Below are 21291 nucleotides of genomic sequence, written 5' to 3'. Positions count from 1 at the left end.
GCTCCGTCGCAGGAGGCTCGCCGGCTTAGTCGAGAAGATCGGCGAGGCCGATCGGGAAGCGGCGGATGCGCTTGCCGGTGGCGTGCCAGATCGCGTTGGCGATGGCGCCGCCCGTGCCGGTGATGCCGATCTCGCCGACGCCCTTGATGCCGAGGGCATTCACGTGCGGATCGTCCTCGTGCACCAGGATGGCTTCCATCGACGGGACGTCGGCGTTTACCGGGATGTGGTACTCCGCGAGATCGGCGTTGAGGATACGACCGGAGCGCGCGTCCGTGATCGCCTTTTCGTGCAGCGCGAAGGACACGCCCCAGACCATCCCGCCAAGAAGCTGGCTCTCCACCATTCTGGGGTTGATGATGCGCCCGGCCGCGAAAGCGCCGACGAGGCGCGTCACCCGGATCTGCCCGAGATCGGGATCGACCTTCACCTCGGCGAAGACCGCGCCGTGTGCATGCATGGCGTAGGCTTCCTGCGCCGCCGGATCGCCGGCGCTCTTGCCTTCCGCCGTGACGAGGTCGAGGCCCGCGCGCTGCAGGATGTCGGCAAAGCTCTCGCCCCGGCTCTCGTCATCGCGCCGCACCAGGCGCCCATCGACGGCGACGGTTCCAACATTGCCGGCGCCGAACAGCGGCGAGCGCTCGTCGGTGGTGGCGATCTCGGCGAGCTTGGCGATCACGTTGACGCCGGCTGAGTGCAGCGCCATGCCGGCGGTCGCGGTATGCGCCGATCCGCCCGCGATCCCGGCATCGGGAAGATCGGAACTGCCGGACAGGAACTCGACCTCGTCGATCCCGAGGCCCAGCGCGTCCGCCGCGATCTGGGCGAGAGCGGTCCAGGCGCCTTGCCCCATGTCCTGCGCGCCGATTTCGGCAAGGCCGCTGCCGTCGCGGTGGATGGTGGCACGGGCGTTGGCCTGGAACATCAGCGCCGGGAAGGTCGCCGTGCCGACGCCCGAGCCGACGAGGAGGCCGGCGTCGTCGCGGCGCGCGCGCGGCTCGACCGGGCGCCCCTTCCAGCCGAAGCGCTCGGCGCCCAGCCGGTAGCATTCGCGCAGGGATTTCGACGAGAACGGCTTGCCGGAGATCGGCTCGACCTCGGCATAGTTCTTCAGCCGGAAGTCCAGCGGATCCATCCCGACCGCGAAGGCGGCCTCGTCGATCGCGCTTTCCAGCGTGATCGATCCCGTCGCCTCGCCGGGCGCCCGCATGAACATCGGCGTTCCGGTATCCAGCCGCACCGCCTCATAGCTCGTGCGGATGGCGGGGCTGGCATAGAGCGTATGGGCAACGCTCGCCGCCGGCTCGAGGAAGTCGTCGAAGGTGCTGGAGGCGGTGCGGGTGTGGTTGCCGATGGCCCGCAGCGCCCCGTCCTCGGAGACGCCGAGGCTGATCGCCTGGCGCGTCGGGGCGCGGTGCCCGACGGGGCCGTACATCTGCTCCCGGCGCAGCACCAGCTTGACCGGGCGGCCGAGCGCGCGTGCAGCGAGGATGCCGAGCACCTGCGGCCCGGCCGGAAAGCCCTTGGAGCCGAAACCGCCGCCGAGGAAGGGGCTGCGGATGTGGATGTCGCCCGGCGCGATGCCGAAGAGGCCGGCGATGCGCTGCTGGGCCATGCCGAGCGCCTGCGTCGGCATGTCCAGCGAGAGAGTGTCGCCCTCCCAGCTTGCGACGACGCCATGCGGCTCCATCGCGTTGTGGTATTGCGCGGGCGTCTCGTAGACCGCCTCGATGCGGTGGGCAGACGCGGCGAGTGCGCCGTCGAGGTCGCCGGTCTCCTCAAAAGCGGGGTTGCCCGCCCCGACCACGTCGGGCGAGAAGGTTTCGGCGCCGTCGAGGCCGGTGCGCGCCGGCTCGGCTTCGTAGCGCGGGGCGAGAAGCAGGGCGCCCTCGGTCGCTGCTTCCAGCGTCTCTGCCACCACCAGCGCGATCGCCTGTCCGGGATAGCGGACGCTGGCGTTCTGCAGGAGGTCCATCCGGAACATGAAGGGGTTGGACTTCTCGTCCGGATCGGACGCCAGCGGCGGGCGGTTTGCCGGGGTGAAGACCTCGACGACGCCGGGATGCGCCCGCGCGGCCGCCTCGTCGAGGAAGGTGACGCAGCCGCGGGCGATCGTGCTGGTGGCGACGACCGCATAAAGCATGCCGGCCGGATGATTGTCGGCCGCAAAGGTCGCAGCCCCCGTCACCTTCAGGACGCCCTCGCGCCGGGTGAGGGGCTGGCCGATGTTGGAGCCGTGCCGCCGGCGGGTCCCGGTCTCGTTCAAGGTGGTCTCAGACATGGAGGTCCCCTTTGGACTGCGCGGCGAAGGGCGATGCCGGAAGCGCCGGAAGGCGCTCCGGCGTGCCGGCTGCCGCGAGCTGCAGTGCGCGCGCGACAATGCGCTCGGCGAGCACGATCTTGTAGGCATTATCGCCGGAGGGCGTGGCCCCCTCGAGCGCGGCCTTGGCGGCCCGATCAAAGGCCTCACGGCTCGGCGTTTGGCCGACGAGCACCGCCTCGGCCGCCGTGCAGCGCCAGGGGCGCGCGGCGACGCCGCCGAGCGCGATGCGCGCCGCGCGGATGCGCCCATTCTCAAGGTCGAGGCCCACCGCGGCGGACACGACGGCGAAGGCATAGGACGTCCGCTCGCGCACCTTAAGGTAGCGCGAATGACCGCTAAAGGCCGATGCGTCCGGCGGCAGCAGGACGGCAACGATCATCTCGCCCGGCGCGCACACCGTCCGGTCCTGCGGGGTGTCGCCGGGCAGGCGGTGGAAGTCTGCCATCGGCACCTGCCGGCGACCTGCCGCGCCTTCCAGTTCCACCATCGCGCCGAGCGCGGCGAGGGGGACGCAGAAGTCCGAAGGGTGCGTGGCGATGCAGGCGTCACTCCATCCAAGCACCGCATGCAGCCGGTTTTCGCCGCCGAGCGCGTCGCAGCCGCTGCCGGGCTCGCGCCGGTTGCAGGCGCTGGCGGTGTCGTAGAAGTAGCGGCAGCGGGTCTCCTGCATCACGTTGCCGCCGACCGTCGCGGCATTGCGCAACTGTCCGGACGCTCCAGACAGGAGCGCCTCGGCAACGGCCGGGTAGGCCGCAGCAAAGCGCGGGTCATGCGCGAGGTCCGCATTGCGCACCATTGCGCCGATGCGCACCGATCCGTCCGCCTGCCATTCGATGCTGTCGAGGCCCGGCAGATGGGTGATGTCGATGAGGCGGCCGGGGCGGGCGACGTCGCCTTTCATCAGGTCGAGGAGGTTGGTGCCGCCGGCGAGAAACGCCGTATCCGGCCCGGCCGCGGCGGCGACCGCCTCGGCAACGCTCATTGCCCGCACGTAGTCGAAGTTTCTCATGCCGCTTTCTCCCCGGCCGACGCGGCCATCCGGCGGCCGGCCTCCAGCACCGCTTCGGTGATGCCGGCATAGGCGGCGCAGCGGCAGAGATTGCCGCTCATGCCCTCGCGCACCCGCTCCGGGTCCCCGCCAGCCTGGTTCTCTGCGAGGAGACCTACGGCGCTCATGATCTGGCCGGGCGTGCAGAAGCCGCACTGGAAGCCGTCATGCTCGATGAAGGCGGCCTGGACCGGGTGCAGCGTGCCGTTCTCCGCCAGGCCCTCGATGGTGGTGATCTCCGCGCCGTCGTAGCTCAGCGCCAGCGCGAGACAGGAATTGATCCGCCGGCCATCTGCCAGGATCGTACAGGCGCCGCACTGCCCGCGGTCGCAACCCTTCTTCGTCCCCGTGAGGTCCAGCCGCTCGCGCAGGAGGTCGAGGAGCGTCACGCGGGGATCGTCGAGGTCGATCCGCCGCTCCTCCCCGTTAATGGTCAGTCGGATGGAGTGGGCCATGCTTTCCCCCGTCTCGTGCGGTATCAACCGGGACCATCCGTGACTTTTGCACGGCTGGCCCGCAAAACACGTCCACACGGATCCCCGTGCGACGTTCGCAGAGCATATACGGAGGGCGCCTCCGCTTACAAGCTTCGAGGAGTTCCAAACTGTAAGATGGCAAGCGAACCGGAGAAGGGAATGCGCAAGCCGCGGGCCGACGTCGTGCGGAACCGGGAGCGGTTGCTCGCCGCCGCAGTCGACGTGTTCCGCTGCGGCGGGTCCGCGGCCAGTCTCGAGGCGGTGGCGCGGGGCGCCGGGGTCGGGATCGGCACCCTCTATCGGCATTTCCCGACCCGCGAGGCACTTTTCGAGGCCGTCTACCGCCGGGAGGTCGAGGAGCTGGCGCGTCTTGCCGAGCGCCTTTCAGAGGGGCCCGATCCCGTCGAGGCCCTGCGGCAATGGTCGCGCGGCGGCATCCAGCTGGTCGCCACCAAGCACGGCATGCTGACGGCGCTGGCCCTGGCGGTGGACAAGTCTTCCGACGTCTACGCCTTTTCCTTCCAGCACCTGACGCGGGCGATCGGACTGCTTCTCGGGAAAGCCGTGACCGCAGGCCAAATCCGCCACGACGTCGCGCCGGAGGACGTGCTCCATGCCTTGGTCGGGATGTCGATGATGGGCAAGGGGCCCGGCTGGGAAGCCAACGTCATGCGCCTCCTCGATATCTTCATCGACGGCCTTCTCAAGCGCCCGGCGTGAACGCGGGTCGATAACGCGTCTTGGGTCCCGGGCGCGCGCGGCGCAGTCTCCGGTCGCGCTCGGCCCAGCGAAGGGAGGGCCCCGCGATCGACGGGGGTCTATAAAGCCATCCCCGCTTTAAAGTAATTGTATACGTACCTTTTCGTAAGTTGTATTTATTTTACGATATAAAACGATAATATCAGATTAGAATATTCCATTACAAGTATAATTTCAAATTAAAACAGGCTTGCGCAAGCCTTCGTTCCTATGAGTTGCTGATGCCGCCACGTTGGCCGATCAAGCGCTGAGGACCGATGCGGCCTCGACATCGACGGGAAGTCGATCTGGCTCGCGTGGCAGCCGTCTTTCGACCGCAGCAACGAAACCCATCACTATCAGGAAGGATGAGGCCGATGGCGCTCACGAAGAAAAGTGCTGTCCGGACCACGCCCGGATCGTTCATCAACCATGAGGAATCGCATGTCGGCGGGGTCAGGCTCGTGGCCGAGGCGCAGAAGCGTCAGGCGCGCACCTTCGCGCGGCACCAGAAGGCGGCCGAGCGCATCGCCACGGCGGCGAACCAGCTCTCGGCGGGCGTCGCGGAATCGGCCTCGGCGGCCGAAGAGCTGCGCAAGTCTGCAGATCAGATCGCCGCTGGTGCCGAGGAGGCCTCGGGTGCTGCGCAGGAATCGGTCAAGGCGGTCGCCCGCAGCGCTACCCTTATCCTCGACGCGCGCAACAATGCCGATGCGTCGGTGAAGGTGACGGAGACGCTGCAGGGCCTGATCCAGGATGTCAGCAACCAACTCTCCAGCTCGATCTCGGCGGTGTCGCGGGCGTCCGAACGCCAGGAGAACTCCGCCAAGATGGTCGAGGAACTCGACCGCCAGGCATCGACGATCGGCGAGGTGGTGAAGGCGGTCGCCCGCATCGCCGACCAGACCAATCTCCTCGCCCTCAACGCGGCGATCGAGGCGGCGCGCGCCGGGCAGCACGGCAAGGGCTTTGCCGTCGTCGCCGACGAGGTGCGAACGCTCGCCGAGACCAGCGAGAAGTCAGCGCGCGATATCCAGGAACTCATCACGCAGATCCAGGAGGGCGTGAAGCTCGTCGCCGAGGGCATCTCGACATCCGCGACCTCGGCGCGCGCGGAAGCCGGCAAGGGCGTCGTCGTCACCGACCGGCTGACGCAGATCCGCGGTGCGATGACCGAGCTGGTCGCGGCGTGCCGGGAGATCGCGCGGGCCAACGAGGAGTCGAACACAGCGGCGGGCGAGGCCCACAAGGGCGCCGAGATCATCGCCGCCGCCGCCGAGGAGCAAGGAGCGGCCTGCGAAGAGGTCAGCAAGACCATCGCTCAGCAGACCGCGGCGCTCGGGCAGAGCGAGCAGGCGGCACAGGAACTCGCAGCCCTGTCGGATGAGCTGAAGAACAGTGCCAATGTCGGCAAGAGCGCGGAGGAAGTCGCCTCGGCCGCCGAGGAACTGTCGAGCGCGGTTGAGGAGATCACCCGGGCTTCGACCCAGATCATGACCGCGCTCGACCAGATCAATCAGGGCGCCCAGCAGCAAGGCGCCGCGACCCAGCAATCGGCCGCCGCGATCAGCCAGATCGAGAAGGGCTCCAACCTCTCGCAGACAAGGGCGCGCGCCGCGCTTGATCAGGTCGAGGAGATTTCCGCGAGCCTCGTCGAGAACAAGGCGGCGATCGACTCGCTGATCCAGGGCGTGGCGCATTCGGTCGTCACCGGCCGCGCCAGCCGCGACCAGATCAGCGGCATCGAGCAGATCAGCCGGCGCATCGACAAGATCGTCGACGCCATCACCACCGTCTCGATCCAGACCAGCATGCTGGCCGTGAACGGCTCGGTCGAGGCGGCGCGGGCGGGCGAGTTCGGCAAGGGCTTTGCCGTCGTCTCCACCGACATCCGCAATCTCGCCCGCGACTCCGCCGAGAATGCCGACCGCATCAAGGATACCGTCAAGGCGATCCAGGACACCATCGTCACGGTGCGCGAGGACCTTCAGAGCATCGCCGACGCGGCGGAGGTGGAGGTCGACCGCAACAAGCTGATCTCGGCCAATCTCGTCACCGTCGGCACCGATATGGCCGCCGTCCTCGAGGGCAACCGGCAGACGCTCGCCGGTGCCGAGGAGATCGGCCGGCTGGTGCGCGAGGTGCAGGTCGCCATCGAGCAGATCGGCGCCGCCGCCAACCAGGCGACGCGCTCGACGACCGAGGCCGCCGCCGCAGCGCGCGAACAGTCGAAGGGCGCCGAGCAGCTCGCGGCCGCGATCGAGGAGATCGCCTCGCTCGCCGACGAGCTGCAGGCCTCCTGAGCCTTTGGCCGGGCGGCGGGACGCTGCCCGGCCCTTTTTCCACCAGCGCGCGCCGCCTGCGCTTCATCCTGCACCCAGAAAAGGAATTTCCGTCATGCCGGTTTTGGCTGAGGCGCCCTCCGCGGGCGAAGAGAAGGGTGCCGGGCGCGCCGAGAGCGGTGCCGGTGGGACCCGACAGTTCGTGATCTTCCACATCGAAGACGAGATGTTCGCGCTGTCGCTGTCGGAAGTTCAGGAGATCATCCGCTTCCCCGACATCGTCCGGCTGCCGCTCAGCCCGCGCTCGCTCGAGGGCCTTGCCAATCTGCGCGGCACCGTGCTGCCGGTCATCAACCTGCGCGATGCCTTCAACTTTCCCGCGCTCGCCCACGATGATTCCACCCGCGTCGTCGTGCTCGACCGCGGCCATGCCGTCGGCCTCGTCGTCGACCGCATGGCCAATGTGGTCACCGTCGAGGCGGACCGCATCGAGGCCGCCGAGACCATCGGCACGCTCGTCGATACCGACGTCCTCACCGGCATGATCAAGGCGGTGGACGGCGGTTCGATGGTCATGATCCTCGACGCCAAACGCCTCGTCCAGCGCGAGTTCAGCGCGATCCTCGACCGCCCGGCGAGCACCGCACGCCAGGCCGACGGCGGCCAGAAGCCGAACACCGACACGCAAGAGGAGCGTCTGGCCGACGAGGACCAGCTGGTCAGCTTCGAGGTGGCGGGGCAGGAATACGCCTTCCCGATCGAGACCGTGCAGGAGATCGTCCAGATGCCGGCGGTCGTCACCCACGTCCCCAATGCGCCCGGCCATGTGCTCGGCGTCATCACCTTGCGCGACCGGCTGCTGCCGCTCGTCTCGCTGCGCGAGCTCTTCGGGCTCCCGGCCGTCCGGCTGACCGAGGCCAACAAGGTCGTCGTCGTCTCGCTCGGCGGCGACGGGCGCTTTTCCGTCGGCGTCGTGATGGACAGCGTCAAGGAAGTCCTGCGCGTCGCCCGCTCGCAGGTCGAGCCGGTGCCGAGCCTCCTCGGCCAGGCCGGGCCCGGCAACGACATCCAGGCGATCTGCCGGTTGCAGGGCGGCGAGCGCCTGGTCTCCGTCCTCTCGGCGGAAACCATGTTCAACATCCAGGACCTGAAGGAGGTCGTCGGCGCAACGGAGGACGGTATGACCACCATGGAGATCGACAGCGGCGAACCGCGCGAGCGGGTCGCCGCCGACGAGGAACAGTTCGTCGTTTTCCGCCTGATGAATGAGGAATACGGCGTCAGCATCGATGCCGTGCAGGAGATCGTGCGCGTGCCGGACCAGCTCACGCGCATCCCCAACACGCCGTCCTTCATCGAGGGGGTGATCAACCTTCGCGGCATCGTGCTGCCGGTGATCGACCAGCGCCGCCGCTTCGAGCTCGCCACGGCCACGCGCAACGACCGGCAGCGCATCATGGTCTTCACCGTCCGCGGCGCCCGCACCGGCTTCGTCGTGGACTCCGTCTCCGAGGTCATCCGCATTCCCGCGTCGGCGATCGGCGCGGCGCCCAGCCTGTCGGGCGAGCAGCAGCGGCTAATCAAGCGCGTCGCCAATCTCGCGGAGCAGAAGCGGATGATCCTCCTCCTCGACGTCGTCGAGCTTCTGAACGTCGGCGAGAGCGAAGCGCTGACGCAGGCCGCCTGACGGCACGGGTCAAAGGCGCGTGGCCGAGCGGAGGACGGCATGATCAAGGTACTCATCGTCGACGACTCCGCCTTGATGCGAAAGCATCTGACGGACCTCTTGGGGTCGCAGCCCGACATCGAGGTGCGCACGGCGCGCAACGGGGTGGAGGCGCTGACCGCCATCGACGACTTCGATCCGAACGTCGTGACGCTCGACATCAACATGCCCGAGATGGACGGCATCACCTGCCTGTCCCGCATCATGTTGGCGAGCCCGCGGCCGGTCGTCATGGTCTCTTCGATCACCGAGGAGGGCGCCGAGACGACGCTGCAGGCGCTGAGCCTCGGGGCCGTCGATTTTGTCCACAAGCCCGGCGGTACCATCTCGCTGTCGATCGACAAGATCCACCGCGAGATCCTCGCCAAGGTGCGGGGCGCCGCCGAGGCGCGGGTCCGCCGGGCGCCGTCGCTGCGCGGGCGCATCGCCGAGGCCAGATCCGGCCTTGCCGGTGCCGACCGTTCGCTGTCCGGCGCCGGTCCGTCCGCCGCCGCCCCGTCCGGGGGCAAAGCCGATGGGACCACCACCGCCCGTTTTGGCCTCGTCCTCGTCGGTGTCTCTACCGGCGGTCCGGGCACGCTAGAACAGATCCTGCCGAAACTCTCCGCGGGGTTTCCCTGGGCGGTCCTCGTCGCGCAGCACATGCCCGGCAGTTTCACCGGCGTCTTCGCGCGGCGTCTCAACGACATCGCCGCGCTGCCGATCGTCGAGGCCAACCGCCAGATGCCGATCGAGCCGGGCACGATCTACATCGCCAAGGGCGATGCCGACCTGCTGGTCACCCGCGGGCCGCTCGGGCCGGTCGCAAGCCCGGTGCCGGCCTCGCGCGAGCATCTCTGGCACCCGAGCGTCGAGCGGCTCGTCACCAGCGCCCTCGACGTCATGCCCGCCACCAGCCTGATCGGCGTCCAGCTTACCGGCATGGGCAATGACGGCGCACAGGCGATGGCGCTGTTGAAGCAGCGGGGCGGGCGGACGATCGCCCAGGACGAGCGCACCTGCGTCGTCTTCGGCATGCCCAACGAACTCATCAAGCTCGGCGGGGCCTCGCTGGTCCTGCCGAGCGAGCGCATCGCCGGACAGCTGAGCGCCTGGCTGTCGCGTGCGCCGTCCGCCGAACCGAGAGGAAACCGACATGGCGCTCGTTAGACCAGAGAAGATCGACGCCGCTCCGGCGGACACGCCGGCCCCTCTGCCGCGGGATGCCGAGGCCGAGAGCCGGCTTCTCGCATCCCCCGCCGCCGCCGAGCGCCGCAGCGCCGCGCGCGGGCTCGCCTCGACCGAAGCGGGCGCGGCCCTCCTCGTCGCGCACCTCGCCGCAGAGCCTGCCGTCAGCGTGCGCGGCGCGATCCTCAACGCCCTCATCGACAACCGGTCGCCGGCGATCGCGGGGGCGCTGACCGCCTATCTCTCGGTCGAAGACACGGCGCTGCGCAGCGCCGTCGTCGACGCGCTCCTTGCAATGCCCGACGAGGTCGAGCCGCTGCTCGGCACGCTCTTGACGAGCGATGACAGCGACCTGCGCATTCTCGCCGTCAACATCGCGTCGAAGATGGCGCACCGGCACGCCCCGGCTCTTCTGCAGCGCGTCATCGAGACCGACGGGCATCTCAACGTCTGTGCCGCCGCAGTCGACGGCCTGACGGAGATCGGTGACCACCGCGCGGTGGCGCCGCTCGAGGCGCTCGCGGACCGCTTTGCCGGGGAGCCGTTCATCGCCTTCGCCGTCGAGGTCGCGCTTCGCCGCATCAGGGCATCCTGATGACGACCGTCGCCGCACAGGCGCTGAGAGCCAGCGCGCGCGTCATCTCCGAGGAGGAGTTCGCCAAGTTCAACGAGTTCTTCTACCGGCAGACCGGCATCTCCTTCACCGACCGAAAGGGCTATTTCGTCGAGCGGCGGATCCAGGAGAGGCTGGAGAAGACCGGGGCACGTTCCTTCGGCGAATACTTCAACACGCTGCGGTTCCAGGCCTCCGGCGAGGAGCTGCAGCATCTCGTCAACGCGATGACGGTCAACGAGACCTATTTCTTCCGCGAGGATTACCAGTTCAAGGCGCTGATCGACGGGGTGCTGCCGGAGATCGCCCGCACCCGCCCGGAGGGTTCGACGATTTCGATCTGGTCGGTCCCGTGCTCGACCGGCGAGGAGCCCTATTCGATCGCCATCCAGATCCTGGAGAACTGGGACCGGGCGGATGATTTCGGCATTGAGATCCGAGCGTCCGACATCGATACGCGCGTTCTCATGGAGGCGCGGCAGGCCAGCTATGGCGAGCGGGCCATCCACCGCCTGACGCCGGCCCTGCGGGAGAAGTATTTCTCCGCCGCGGGCCCCGGCCGGTTCCAGTTGCGCGAGGAGATCCGCGGCTCGGTCGACTTCTCGGCGGTCAATGTCGCCAACCCCGCGCAAATGGCGCGCTACCGCGAGATCGACGTGATCTTCTGCCGGAACATGCTGATCTACTTCGACGATCTGTCGCGGCGCCAGACCGTGGAGGCGTTCTACGATTGCCTGAAGCCCGGCGGCTTCCTCTGCCTCGGGCATTCCGAGAGCATGAGCCGCATCTCCTCGCTGTTCACCCCCCGCAGCTTTGCCGGAACCATCATCTACCAGAAGGCCAGAGGGGCCGATTGAGGCGCACATGGACCCAAAACGCATCCTCGTCGTCGATGACGGCATCACCATGCGCCTCTTCTACCGCGACATCCTGGAGAAGGAGGGGTTCGCCGTCGAGGAGGCCGTCAATGGCCTGGAAGGACTGGAGCGCGCGATGCTCGGCCGTTTCGACCTGATCCTCATCGACGTGAACATGCCGAAAATGGACGGGTTCACGCTTGTCGACCGGCTGCGCCGCGAGCCGTCGCTGGCCGCGGTTCCCGTCCTGATGATCAGCACCGAGGCGGCCGCGGACGACGAGGTCCGGGCGCTGGAACTCGGCGCCAATCTCTATATGTTGAAGCCCGCGCAGCCGGTGGCGCTTGCCGCCGCCGCGCGCCTGATGACCGGGGTGCCGCTGTGACGAACCCGTTGCTCGCCCAATTCATCCCCGAGGCCCGCGATCTGATTCAGACCTCGGCCACCGGCCTCTTGAAGCTCGAAGACAACCCGCAGGATGCGGCCGTCGTCAACGAGGTGTTCCGGGCCGTGCACACGCTGAAAGGCTCGTCGGGCCTGTTCGAGGTGGTGGCGCTGACGAGGCTCGTCCATGCCGCCGAGGACATTCTGGGCGCGATCCGGGTCGATGAGCTCGCGCTGAGCCCGGAGATCGTCGACCGGCTGCTCGAAAGCCTCGACCGCGTCGGCGAATGGATCGATCATCTCGAACGCCACGAGACGCTGCCGCTGGAGGCCGACGGCATTTCGAGGGGCATGGTGACGGATCTGCGCGCCTGCGCCGGCAGCGCGCCCGGGGCCGATGCCGCGCCTCTCGAGGCCGCGGACCCGTCCCGCCGCCCGCCGATCGCCTGGCTCGGCGCCTTCTCCGAGGCGCAGAGGATCGCCGCCTTCCGGCATGTCCTCTCCGGCGATACGGTGCTGGCCGTCCGCTACGTGCCGGACGAGGGCTGTTTCTACAACGGCACCGATCCGCTCGGCACCGCCCTGCAGCTGCCCGATCTCCTCGGCCTCGATACCACCCCCCGCGAGCCTTTCCCGCCGCTCGCCGAGTTCGACCCCTATCGCTGCCTCCTCGACCTGCAGATGCTGACCGTCGCGCCGAAAGCGGAGGTCGAGCACCTCTTCCGCTACGACATCGAGCAGATCGAGATCGCGACCGTGGCGATCTCCGACCTCGTGAAACTCGCCGGCGATCCCGACAACAGTCCTGTCTGGGACGATTTCACGCAGAATGCCTATGCCCATCTCGCGGAAGATGATCTCGCCTCGCTGCAGGCGGCCTGCGGCGTCCTCCTGCATCTGATGGGACCCGCCTCGCGGCCGGCGTGTGCCCTGCGTTGGTTGGAGTCGGGGCTCGGCGCCGATCGCCCGGACCGGGCGCTGGTGACGGCGCTCGTCGATGCCGTCACGTCGGGCAGTTTTGCCTTGCCCCAAAACGGCGCGGCGGCGCCGCTCGCGGCGGGCGGCGCGCGCACGACAGCCCTCGCCATGCCTTCAGGCGGGCAAGGCGTCGTCGTGCGGCAGCTCCTGGAAGCGCAACGGCGGCAGCTGTCGATGGCCGGCGATCTGGCCCGCCGCCTCGGCGCGGTCGGCGCGACGCTGCGAAACGTGCTGACGGCGCTCGGCCGGCAGGATCTCAACGTGCCCCTCCAGGCAGCGCTCGCGGCGGCCGTCCGCCAGGCGTCGCCGGCCCGGGTCATCGCCTTCATCGACGGGCTGACGACCGCCGGGGTCGACGCGGGTGAAACGCCGCCGCCTGCCGCCGCGCCGCCCGGCGAGCCGGCATCGACGCCAGCCGGGGAGGGCGCCGTCGCCGCTACCGCAGGAGCGGGGCAGAAGACGCTGAAGGTCGACCAGGCGAAGATCGACCGGCTGATGAACCTCATCGGCGAGCTCGTGGTCTCGAAGAACAGCCTGCCCTTCCTCGCCCGCAAGGCCGAGGACGTCTACGGCTCGCGCGAGATGGGCCGCGACATCAAGGAGCAGTACGCGGTCATCGACCGCCTGGCGCAGGAGATGCAAGGCGCGATCATGCAGGTGCGCATGCTGCCGGTCTCCGAGGTGTTCGCGCGCTTTCCCCGTCTCGTGCGCGATCTCTCGCGCAAGCTGTCGAAGCGCATCGCGCTGACGATCGAGGGCGGCGACACCGCGGCCGACAAGACCATCGTCGAGGCGCTCGGCGACCCGCTCCTCCACATCGTGCGCAACTCGCTCGACCACGGCATCGAAACCGCGGACGAACGCGCCGCGGCCGGCAAGTCGCCGGAGGCGCAGATCGGGCTGAAGGCCTATCAGGAGGCCGACAGCGTCGTCATCGAGGTCAGCGACGACGGCCGCGGCATCGACCACCGGCGGGTCCGCGAGGCTGCCGTCGCCAAGGGCGTGATCGACGCCGAGACGGCCGAAGCCTTGAGCGAGCAGGACGCCGTCAACCTCATCTATCGCCCCGGCTTCTCGACCGCGGCGACCGTCTCGGACCTGTCGGGCCGCGGCGTCGGCATGGATGTGGTGCTGACCACCGTCCAGCGGCTGGGCGGCAGCGTCGAGGTGTCGACGCGGCTCGGCTCCGGCACGCTGACCCGCGTGACGCTGCCGCTCTCGATGGCGGTGGCGCGCGTGATGGTCGTCGAGGCGGCGGACAATCTCTACGGCGTGCCGATGGACATGATCGTCGAGACCGTGCGCGTGCCGCGTGCCGCCATCCGGACCATCAAGCGCTCGGAGGCCTTCGTCCTGCGCGATGCGGTCATTCCGCTGGTGCGCCTGCAGAGCCTGCTGCACATCGGCGATGTAGCGTCTGCGCCTGCGGAGATCGACGAGGAGGCGGTGCTGGTCTGCCGCGTCGCCGGCCACCCGGTCGGGCTCGTCATCGACGATTTCCGCGAGGGTCTCGACGTCATTCTGAAGCCGCTGGAAGGGGTGCTGTCGCGCATCCCCGGCTATTCCGGCACGACGCTCCTCGGCGACGGCCGGGTGCTCCTCGTCCTCAATCTCAAGGAACTGCTGTGATGCCGCTCTGCTACGAAGAAGGACGGGTCCGGTTCGAAGGACATTGTGCCGTTGAGGAAGCGCTGGATCTGACGGAGTTCCTTCGCGCCACCCCAACCGCGGACGTCGACCTCTCGGCTTGCGCCAGCCTTCATACCGCGCTTTTCCAGGCCGTCATCGCCAGTGGCGCGCGCGTCTGCGCTGCGCCCGGGGACGTGGCGCTGGCCCGTGCGATCATGCCGGCGCTGACGGCCGGCATGAGATGACGACGAGCCGCGTCATCGCGATCTCGAACCGCAAGGGCGGCAGCGGCAAGACGACGACCGCGGTCAATCTGGCGGCCGAGACCGGGGCGCGGGGCTTGCGCACGCTGCTCGTCGATCTCGATACGCAAGGTCATTCCGGCATAGGCTTCGGCATCGTCGCGCAGCGGGGCGTCCCGCGGGTCCACGACATCTTCTCGGATTCGGGGTTCGACCTTCTGTCGGCCGTTCAGCCATCGGGACATCCGGGGGTGTGGGTCGCGCCGGCCGACCAGGCTTTCATGGGCGACGCCAGCGGGCAAAGTCCGACAACGCTGAGGCGTCAGCTTGGGAGCGACGCGGTTCGCAAGGCCTTCGACCTCGTCATCATCGACACGCCGCCCTCGCTCGACATGCTCCTCGTCAACGCGCTGGCGGCGGCCGATGGCGTGCTCGTCCCGCTGATGCCGCACGCGCTGTCGGCGGAAGGCGTCCGGCAACTCGCCCGCGTGTTCCTGCGGATCGCGACCACCGTCAATCCCGATATCCGTCTCCTCGGGCTGGTGCCGATCATGCTGAACCTGCGCATTCGCCATCACGCCGAAACGCTCGCGCAGCTCGCGCGCGAGTTCGGGCCCGAGCGCCTGATGGACGGCATTCGCACCGACATTCAAATCGCCGACGCCTTCGCTGCGCGTCGGCCGATCCAGGCGCACGCGCCGTCGAGCCGCGGGGCTGCCGACTACCACCGCCTTTCCCACCAGCTTGCGAACCTTTTTCCAGCTATCGCCTAAACCGGAATGCGAAGCCTGCGAGATAGTATTATGTGCCGTCAATAAGAATAGTAGAGTGATTAAGGCATCTTCCTGCAGTAAACTGGGCATCCACCTTTTTGATCTAGTGTTCGTGCACCATGGCGTTTCAAGGAGATGGAGATGGCCACGAACATTATGATTGTCGACGACTCGCCCACCATCTTGATGAGCCTCGAAATGACGTTCAGCATGAACGACATCGGCGTCACCAAGGCGGCGAGCGCCGAGGAGGCCGTCGCCAAGCTGAAGGGCGGCTTGAAGCCGAGCATGATCATCACCGATCTCAACATGGGCGCCATGAACGGCATCGATCTCATCCGCACCGTCCGAAAGATGGCCGGTCTTCAGTTCCTGCCGATCGTTCTCCTGACCACTGAATCGCAGCAGGACAAGCGACAGGAAGCCAAGGCGGCCGGGGCCACCGGCTGGCTGGTTAAGCCAGCGCAGGGCGACATGCTGATGAACGTGGTCCGGCAGGTTCTGAAGCTTTGACCATTGGCATTCCCGCCGGCGATCGGTGCCGCGGCCTGGGCCGTCGTAGCCGGATGCCCGGGATGGTGTTTCGACAATGAACGGGACTAAATTTTTGCGTAAACACAGGTCCCCTGCTGCGCAACCGGGCTCTTTCGAGGATGTGGGCCGCCTTGTGACGGCGGTCCATGGCTGGAGCGTCTCGAGCGAGGCCGTCTATATGGCGGTCGGAGAGGAGGTTCAGAACCTTCACCGCAAGGTGTCGCAGGTACGCGACGGCATCCGCCGCTCGACGGAGATCTTCGTCGGCGAGGAGATCGGCGAGATGCGCCGAGGGCTGGCGACCGCCGCCGCGGTTTCGCAGACCACCGCCGATCTTTCCCGGGAGCGCAGCGAGGCGCTCGCGCGGCTGCGCGGCTCCGTCGAGATCGCCGTCTCCGGCAGCACGGCGGTGGTCCTGGTCTTCCGGCTTCTCGACTATGTCGTTCTCATCGCGCGGGCGCATGTCGAGGGCATGAGCGACGGGCAGTATGAGCTCGGCCCCTTCACCGCCCATGTCGCCGAGCTGGTTTCGGTCGGCGAGGGGGTCGCGCGGGGTATCGACGAGAGCACGCAGCTGCTCGGTCGCTGTCTTGCCCAGAGCCGCGCCTTCGAGTCGCAGACAGGCCTCGACGGAACCAGCCTGATCGACGATTTCCTGGCGCTCGCGGCCCATCTTGACGAGCAGCAAGGAGCGTCGTCCGAGCGGCGTGAAGCGGCCCATGCCGCCTTCACCTCGATCTGGAAGGCGATCGGCGGCATCGTCGCCGGCCTGCAGTTCCACGACATGGCGCGCCAGCGGCTCGAGCACACAATCGCCAATCTCGGCCGCATGGCCGATCTGCACAGCAAGGGCCTGATCGACGCGGGCCTCCCCCCGATCGCCGAGCACTCGCGCCCGGCGGCGCTGCGCCGCATTGCCGCGCTCGAGATCGCCCAGCTCGACGATCTCCGGCGCCTCTATGAAACGAAAATGGGCGAACTCGACGGCCATCTGGCCGAGATCGGCGGCCAGGTCGTTCAAAGCCAAGACATTCTCGGCCAGCTTGTTCACGGCGGCGGTGGCGCCATGCTCGACACCGAGGCGCAGCACCTTCAGGCGCAGTTCAAGGACGGCGAGCAGGCCCGCCTTCGCCTCGGCAAAAGCCTTGCGCGATGCGCCGAGGCGACCCAGTCGCTGATCGACATGACCGGCAAGCTCGACCAGCTCGAGCACGACCTCAAGATCGCCGGTCTCAACGCCGCCGTGCGCGCGGCACATGTAAAGAGCGAGGACGACACGATCGGCTACATCGCCCGCGTCATCTGCGAGCAGGCCTCGATCGCGCGCAACGAGGCCAACCGCGTGCGCGAGGGAGTCGATCGGGCGGCGATCGACACGACGGACCTCAGCCTGCGCATCCTGCCCGGAATCTCTGCCGCCTACAGCCTCGTCGAGGAGCGGCTGACCAGCACGAGCGCGGTTCTCGGCGAGGCCCAGGCGTCGTCGTCGCGAGAACTGGGTTCCGCCATTTCCGCCGCGTCTTCCCTGACCGCCGACGTGACCGCCATCCGCAAGATGATGACGCCGCATATCGAGGGCTGCGCGCTGCTGCACGCCCTCTGCGCGGCGCTGGCGGCAATCACCGCGGAACTGCCGCAGACAGACGCCAGCGACGAGGAAATGGCGGCAATCGACGAGATCCTCTCGCAAGACTACACGATGGCCGAGGAACGCGAGATCTTTGCCGCCGTCGTCGGCCGGAACGTCCCGGCGGCATCGTCGGTGGCCGCGGAAGGTCCCGGTCACGGCCAGGACGAAGCGATGGACGCCATCCTCTTCTGATCATGCGACCAGGAACGCGGAAAATGAGACAACCCGGCACACCGCACGCGCGTTGTCAGGGCGCCGGCGACGAGACGTGGCGTCTTGCCGGGCCGGTGTGGCAAGCGACGTGCCAGACAGCCTCGCCCGGCTGAGGTCGGTGCCATCGGGGTCGCAAGCCCCGCGCCGGCCGTCCGGTCAGTCGACGAGGGCCTCCTTGAGATCCCGGTACTCCTCGCAGGAGGTGCCGCAGAGCGTTTCGATGACCGCGAGCTGTTGCCGCGCGAGATCCGGCTTGCCCTGGATGACATAGGCCTCGCCGAGATATTCGCGGACCCGCGCATAGCGGGGATCGAGCTTCACCGACTGGAGGTAGTAGCCGATACCCTCCTCGGTCCGCCCGAGCTTGCGCGTGGCGTAGCCGCGATAGTTCAGCGCCTTGGCGGTATGGGGCTGCTTCAGGGTGTCCAGCACCTCCAGCGACTCCTCGAACCTTGTCTCCTTGGCGAGAGCGTAGGCGTAGTCGGAGAGCGCGTCGTCGGTAAGGTTGGCGCCTGCGCGCTTCACGCATTTCTTGAGCTTCCCGTCATAGACCTCGCCCCGCTTGCACGTCGGTGTCGCCGGCGTGTCGTCGCCGAGGGCGAAGGCGGGAGCGGCATGGACCAGCAGGGCGCTGGCGAGGAGACCGGCAAGCCCGGTCCGGGCGATCGTCTTGCGCATCATGGCCGTCTTCATGGCATCCCTCCATCGCATCGCGGGTCCATGCCTCCAGCAATACCCTTGCTGGCAGGATGACCGCTGGGCCATGCCAACGCTTCGGACCAAGGTCCCATGGAACGCTGCGCATTGGTCCCATGTCCGGGCGAGCGAAACCGGCTAGGATGGTCGGCGATGAGGTCTTTCGCATCCCTTCTTGCGCCCACCCTCCGCCGATGGCGGGTGCTGACGCTCGCCCGCCAGTATCTCCTCGGCGGCGCGACCGTGCTTCTGGCGGGCATGTTGACGATCGGCTTCTGGGTCACCAGCCAGATCACCGAAAGTGTCACGCGCAACACCGCGACGGCGACCGCGCTCTACGTCGACGGCGTGATCTCGCCGCTGCTGCCCGACATCGACGGATCGAACGTGCTTGGCGAAGGCGCCAGGAGCGCCCTCGACGAGACGCTGTCCACGGGGGCGCTGGGCGAGCGGATCGAGACCTTCAAGCTCTGGGGGCGCGACGGGTTGATCATCTACAGCAGCGAGCCCAGCCTGATCGGGAAGCGCTTCGAGCCGACGACAAGCCTGCGCGAGGCCTGGGAGGGAAAGGTCGCGGCGGAGTTCGACGATCTGACCGATGAAGAGGATGCCCTCGAGCGCGATGCCGGGGTTCCGCTTCTCGAGATCTACCACCCGATCCGCGCCCCCTGGTCCGGTAAGACCGTCGCGGTCGCCGAATTCTACGAGCATGCCGAGGAACTGGAATCCAGCCTCCTCGCCGCGCGCGTGCGCAGCTGGATCGTGGTCGGCGCCGTGACGGTCGCGATGATCGGGGCATTGTTCGGCATCGTCCTGCGCGGAAGCTCGACCATCTCCCGCCAGCGCATCGCCCTGGAAAGGCAGGTGCTAGACCTGCAGGACCTTCTCGAGGAGAACCATCGGCTCGGCCGGCGCGTGCGGGATGCCGCAACCCGCGTCTCGTCGATCAACGAGCGAACGCTGCGTCAGCTCAGCGCCGACCTTCACGACGGACCGGCGCAGCTGCTCGGCCTTGCGGCGCTCCGGCTCGGGAGCCTTTCCCTTGCCGCAGGGCTCGGGGCTCGGGCAGCGGAGCTTCTGCCCATCCGCAGCTTCCTCGGCGATGCGCTGATCGAGATCCGGCGCATCTGCCACGGCTTGGCACTCCCGAACATCGAAACGCTGGCACTTGACGCCCTGCTCCGCGACGCGGTGCTCGCCCATGAGCGCCGGACGGCGACCGAGGTCACGCTGCAACCGCCCGGCACCAATCCGGTGCTCGCATCGGCCGAGAAGCTCGCCATCTACCGTTTCGTTCAGGAGGGCCTCAGCAACGCCTTCCGGCATGCGGACGGCCGCGGGCAGGCGGTGGCCGCACGCGTCGAGGGGGAGGCGGTCGTCGTCGAGGTCCGCGATGCTGGATCGGGCTTTGCGGCGGACGCGGCGTCGGGACTTGGCCTCACCGGGCTTCGCGACCGGATCGAGAGCCTCGGCGGGACTTTTGCCGTCGAGAGCGGCTTTTCCGGAACGCGGCTCGAAATGACGCTGAGGCATGGCACCACCGCGGAGTTGACGGCATGAGCGAACCCGTGAGCGTGGTGGTGGCGGACGATCATCCGCTTTTCCGGGCCGGCGTGGCGCTGAGCCTCGAGGAGACGGGCCACTATGCCGTCGTCGGCAAGGCCGCCGACGCAGACGAGGCGGTGGCGCTGGCGACGTCGGCAAGGCCGGTCGTCGCGCTGATCGACCTGTCGATGCCCGGCGGCGGCCTGTCGGCGGTCCGCCGGATCCGCGAAAGCCTTCCCGCAATTCTCGTCGTCGTCCTCACCGCCTCGGAAAGCGATGACGACGTCTTCGCGGCGCTCGAGGCGGGCGCCCGCGGCTATGTCCTGAAGGGGGTTGGATCCGATAGCCTCGTCGAGGTGCTCGATGCGGTCTTGCGCGGCGAGAGCTATGTCCCGCCGCACCTTGCCGCCCGTATCCTGTCGACGATGCGGCGGCGGACGCCCGCCGCCACGCCGCCCGCCGACCCGATGGCGCGGCTGACCGAGCGCGAGGAGGAAATCCTCACGCTCGTCGCCAGCGGTCTCAGCAACAAGGCGGTGGCCTTGCGGCTGGACCTCCAGGAGAAGACGGTGAAGCATCACGTCACCAGCATTCTCGCCAAGCTGAACGTCCGCAACCGCACCCAAGCGGCGATCCTCGCGCAGAGCCGCGTGTCCAGCGGTTGAGCCGGGCGTTCACTGCAGAAGGTCGGAGATCCTGGCGCGATCCTCCGCAGTCGCCCGCCGTTCCACGACGGTTCGGCCTCTCTGGTCTTTCATTTCGAAGCGGCCGTTCTCGATCTCGAACTTGAAACCATCCTCGGTTCTGGCCTCGACGTCGTCGACATTGCCGAGTCTGCTGGCGGCGCGATCGTCGCGCTGGGCACGGCTGCCCTTGCGTTGGCCGCCATGGTCGTCATTGGCGTCGTTGTCGTCATCGTTCCGTTCGCTTTCACGACCGCCTCTGGCCTCCCCGCCGCGGCCGCGCGATCCGGCTCCACTGGACCCGTTGTCGTCGCCACCACTGCGGGCCTCGCCACCACGACCGCGTCCGCCATTGCCGGATCCGTTGCTGTCGGAACCGTTGTCGTCGCCGCCGCCACGGGCTTCGCCGCCCCGGCCGCTGCTGCCGTTGCCGTCGGATCCGTTGTCATCGCCACCGCCGCGGGATTCACCGCCCCGGCTACCGCCGTCCTTGCCGGATCCGCCGTTGCCCGAACCGCCGCCGCGGTTGCCGCCTCCGCCGCCAGAGCCACCGGAGTTGCCGCCGGAATCTCCGCCGGAGCCGCCATCCTTGGCCGCGGCCGTTGCGGCATGGAACCCGGTACTCAGCGACAGGGCCAAGGGCGACGCGGCAACGGCGAGGGCCAGCGCGGCGGTCGCGAACGTGCGGCGGATGCAATTCATCTTTGTCATGGATCGTCTCCTCGTTGTCCGGCGGCCCGTTCGGCCGTTCCAG

Annotated in this window: 19 protein-coding genes; 14 read left to right on the top strand and 5 right to left on the bottom strand. The window is 68.2% G+C overall.

Translation table 11 applies throughout. The features are described from left to right. Positions 1-25: 25 nt before the first annotated feature. The 3 genes from ACZLZQ_RS00620 to ACZLZQ_RS00610 are packed head-to-tail and all read right to left on the bottom strand — an operon-like array spanning position 26 to position 3826. Entirely contained in the window at positions 26-2281 is a 2256-nt protein-coding gene (locus tag ACZLZQ_RS00620; RefSeq protein WP_472947603.1) for a xanthine dehydrogenase family protein molybdopterin-binding subunit, read from the bottom strand. Further along, a complete protein-coding gene (locus ACZLZQ_RS00615) occupies positions 2274-3332 on the bottom strand; it encodes an FAD binding domain-containing protein (RefSeq protein WP_472947602.1) in 1059 nt (352 codons plus the stop codon). Before ACZLZQ_RS00615 ends, ACZLZQ_RS00620 begins: the two co-directional genes overlap by 8 nt. Further along, on the bottom strand, positions 3329-3826 hold the full coding sequence (locus tag ACZLZQ_RS00610) for a (2Fe-2S)-binding protein (RefSeq protein ID WP_472947601.1): 498 nt from the start codon (positions 3824-3826) through the stop codon (positions 3329-3331). The genes ACZLZQ_RS00615 and ACZLZQ_RS00610 overlap by 4 nt, the downstream gene beginning before the upstream one ends. A 156-nt stretch (positions 3827-3982) precedes the next feature. Between ACZLZQ_RS00610 and ACZLZQ_RS00605 the strand changes: the two genes are divergently transcribed. From ACZLZQ_RS00605 to ACZLZQ_RS00550, 12 genes are all read left to right on the top strand, one after another. Further along, positions 3983-4567, top strand: coding sequence for a TetR/AcrR family transcriptional regulator (locus tag ACZLZQ_RS00605; RefSeq protein ID WP_472947600.1), 585 nt, complete (start codon positions 3983-3985; stop codon positions 4565-4567). A gap of 395 nt (positions 4568-4962) precedes the next feature. Next, on the top strand, positions 4963-6888 hold the full coding sequence (locus tag ACZLZQ_RS00600; RefSeq protein WP_472947599.1) for a methyl-accepting chemotaxis protein: 1926 nt from the start codon (positions 4963-4965) through the stop codon (positions 6886-6888). A gap of 94 nt (positions 6889-6982) precedes the next feature. Then, positions 6983-8554: a chemotaxis protein CheW gene (locus ACZLZQ_RS00595; RefSeq protein WP_472947598.1), complete on the top strand. Its 1572-nt coding sequence runs from the start codon at positions 6983-6985 to the stop codon at positions 8552-8554. 39 nt (positions 8555-8593) lie between these two features. After that, positions 8594-9742, top strand: coding sequence for a chemotaxis-specific protein-glutamate methyltransferase CheB (gene cheB, locus ACZLZQ_RS00590; protein ID WP_472947597.1), 1149 nt, complete (start codon positions 8594-8596; stop codon positions 9740-9742). Beyond that, positions 9729-10355 (top strand): HEAT repeat domain-containing protein, encoded by a 627-nt coding sequence (locus ACZLZQ_RS00585; RefSeq protein WP_472947596.1) that lies wholly within the window; start codon positions 9729-9731, stop codon positions 10353-10355. The genes cheB and ACZLZQ_RS00585 overlap by 14 nt, the downstream gene beginning before the upstream one ends. After that, the gene (locus ACZLZQ_RS00580; protein WP_472947595.1) at positions 10355-11230 is read left to right on the top strand and encodes a CheR family methyltransferase; all 876 of its coding nucleotides are present in this window, start codon (positions 10355-10357) and stop codon (positions 11228-11230) included. Before ACZLZQ_RS00585 ends, ACZLZQ_RS00580 begins: the two co-directional genes overlap by 1 nt. A gap of 7 nt (positions 11231-11237) precedes the next feature. Continuing rightward, entirely contained in the window at positions 11238-11615 is a 378-nt protein-coding gene (locus ACZLZQ_RS00575) for a response regulator (protein ID WP_472947594.1), read from the top strand. 8 nt (positions 11616-11623) lie between these two features. Further along, positions 11624-14221 (top strand): chemotaxis protein CheA, encoded by a 2598-nt coding sequence (locus ACZLZQ_RS00570; RefSeq protein ID WP_472947593.1) that lies wholly within the window; start codon positions 11624-11626, stop codon positions 14219-14221. Continuing rightward, the gene (locus tag ACZLZQ_RS00565) at positions 14221-14466 is read left to right on the top strand and encodes a hypothetical protein (RefSeq protein ID WP_472947592.1); all 246 of its coding nucleotides are present in this window, start codon (positions 14221-14223) and stop codon (positions 14464-14466) included. The genes ACZLZQ_RS00570 and ACZLZQ_RS00565 overlap by 1 nt, the downstream gene beginning before the upstream one ends. After that, entirely contained in the window at positions 14463-15236 is a 774-nt protein-coding gene (locus ACZLZQ_RS00560; RefSeq protein WP_472947591.1) for a ParA family protein, read from the top strand. The genes ACZLZQ_RS00565 and ACZLZQ_RS00560 overlap by 4 nt, the downstream gene beginning before the upstream one ends. Before the next feature lie 141 nt (positions 15237-15377). Beyond that, positions 15378-15749: a response regulator gene (locus tag ACZLZQ_RS00555; protein ID WP_472934866.1), complete on the top strand. Its 372-nt coding sequence runs from the start codon at positions 15378-15380 to the stop codon at positions 15747-15749. A gap of 154 nt (positions 15750-15903) precedes the next feature. Continuing rightward, a complete protein-coding gene (locus ACZLZQ_RS00550; protein WP_472947590.1) occupies positions 15904-17592 on the top strand; it encodes a hypothetical protein in 1689 nt (562 codons plus the stop codon). 177 nt (positions 17593-17769) lie between these two features. On the opposite strand, the gene ACZLZQ_RS00545 is transcribed toward ACZLZQ_RS00550, so the two are convergent. Further along, positions 17770-18306, bottom strand: a complete 537-nt coding sequence (locus tag ACZLZQ_RS00545) for a tetratricopeptide repeat protein (protein ID WP_472947589.1) — start codon at positions 18304-18306, stop codon at positions 17770-17772. 156 nt (positions 18307-18462) lie between these two features. On the opposite strand from ACZLZQ_RS00545, the gene ACZLZQ_RS00540 reads away from it, so the two are divergent. Together ACZLZQ_RS00540 and ACZLZQ_RS00535 are read left to right on the top strand one after the other, a co-directional pair. Continuing rightward, entirely contained in the window at positions 18463-19869 is a 1407-nt protein-coding gene (locus ACZLZQ_RS00540; RefSeq protein ID WP_472947588.1) for a sensor histidine kinase, read from the top strand. Continuing rightward, the gene (locus tag ACZLZQ_RS00535) at positions 19866-20519 is read left to right on the top strand and encodes a response regulator (RefSeq protein ID WP_472947587.1); all 654 of its coding nucleotides are present in this window, start codon (positions 19866-19868) and stop codon (positions 20517-20519) included. The genes ACZLZQ_RS00540 and ACZLZQ_RS00535 overlap by 4 nt, the downstream gene beginning before the upstream one ends. 9 nt (positions 20520-20528) lie before the next feature. Here ACZLZQ_RS00535 and ACZLZQ_RS00530 read toward each other — a convergent pair whose 3' ends face one another. Further along, entirely contained in the window at positions 20529-21248 is a 720-nt protein-coding gene (locus ACZLZQ_RS00530; protein ID WP_472947585.1) for a hypothetical protein, read from the bottom strand. Between the last annotated feature and the right edge of the window lie 43 nt (positions 21249-21291).

The sequence above is a fragment of the Mesocryomonas lacus genome, from assembly GCF_055730105.2.
The sequence above is the reverse complement of the archived record's forward strand: the minus strand, read 5'-3'. Positions and strand labels throughout refer to the sequence as shown.